This window comes from Ruminococcus sp. OM06-36AC (assembly GCF_003438725.1).
In the GTDB taxonomy this organism is placed as follows: domain Bacteria; phylum Bacillota; class Clostridia; order Oscillospirales; family Ruminococcaceae; genus Ruminococcus_C; species Ruminococcus_C callidus.
On record NZ_QSTT01000063.1, the window covers coordinates 1 to 1,446 of the forward strand.

The following is a 1,446-nucleotide window of genomic DNA, read 5'->3' on the forward strand; positions in this document are numbered from 1 at the left end:
GCTTGATACTTTTTGACCGAGGATTTTGATACTTGTTGTCGCAGTAACAACACGGCTTGCAAGTCCGGCGGAGCAGTTTTCAGCTGTTCCTGTACTTCTTTTTTTCCCAATGAGTCTAACTCCAGTCCGTGTTCCGCCAGCCATTGTTTCATTTGCTGAACAGAGTTCGGATTGTCCAAGTTGGTCAGATCTTTCAGTTGATGCAATAGCTTGTCCTTTGTCAATGTGTCCATACGAATTGCTTGTTGCACCAGCTGCAAATCCAGTTGAATCCCACGGTCGTTGACGGTCTGGTCAAGGGCATACTCCTGCCAGACAAAATCCGGCACGGGGAACCGAGCAATTTTTTGTTCAATCGCTTGTTCTGTTTCCACATCCCGTTGGTTGTATGCCCGAAAGACGTTCCATTTCTCCGGAGAATCGGCAGGCGTATGAAATTGTGGAACGCCGTTCACCGTGTCATATGGTACGCAGAAATAGCGAATCAGGGCTTTCCCCTCGGACATTTTTTGTTGCTGTAACTGTAGCACTGCCCCCACGCCGGCAAGGCTCAGCGGCAAGCCCAGATAGGCAGCCGCCACCATCGTACACCGCCATGCTTTCGGGCTGAGGTAGTTGCCGCAGGCATCCTCCGGCAATCCATAGGAAATGAAGCATTCCGGATAGTTTCGCCGCAGCCAGACCGACAGGCAGACCCGTTCAAAGCTGGCGTTGAAAGCGTGTTTCTGGATGCGGTCATCCGTCAGAGCGTTGAGGATTTCTTCCGGCAGCTGTTCACCGCAGGCAAGGTCAACCACCTGCACCGGGGCATCGTCCACGGAGTACGCAAAAAGCAGAATATCAAAATATGGGGAATCTGCATAACGATACACACCTGATTTGGCAATGTCGATGTCGCTTTTGGTTTCTAAATCAATCATCAATTTTTTCATATCTCAATTACCCACCCAAGCATGACGCCTAGCTGTCCGCCCAGCTATCTTAGTTCAGAAAATCTTCGTCTTCTGCAGTTGCGAAGTCGTCCTCTGCACGGCTGTGACCGCCCAACGGTTCGCCATCTCGAATCTTCTGGATGTTCTGCAGTCCGCAGGCAATACCACGGGATGTCTTGGTGTTGAACGCATAGAAGGTGATGCTGGCTCTGCCGTAGACACCGCTGTAAATCTCGCTGTGGTCTAAAATCTGCTGGCAGGCTGCATCCACGATGCCAGGGGCAGTGATGGAATTGGCATTGACGAAATAGCTGTTGGCATACGCTTCATCGTCTGGTCGCTCCAAATCCCCATCCCGAAGCGGAGTCTTGATCGATGTCAGTGGCGGAACGGACTTGCTGTTGCCCTTCAACTTGCCCTGACCCTCCTCGTAGGCAGCCTGAATGGCGGCACGAATCTTTTCGATGGTTTTCGTGTCCGACTTCGGAATGATGAGGGAAACGCTGTACTTCGG

At 51.5% G+C, this 1,446-nt stretch carries 1 protein-coding gene and 1 pseudogene; both read right to left on the reverse strand.

What is annotated here, in order from left to right:
- Positions 1-932 (reverse strand): annotated as a pseudogene (locus DXB92_RS13895) (hypothetical protein); the annotation flags it as partial.
- A gap of 49 nt (positions 933-981) precedes the next feature.
- The coding region (locus DXB92_RS13140; protein WP_117734221.1) for a DUF2815 family protein at positions 982-1,446 on the reverse strand (465 nt) is incomplete at its 5' end.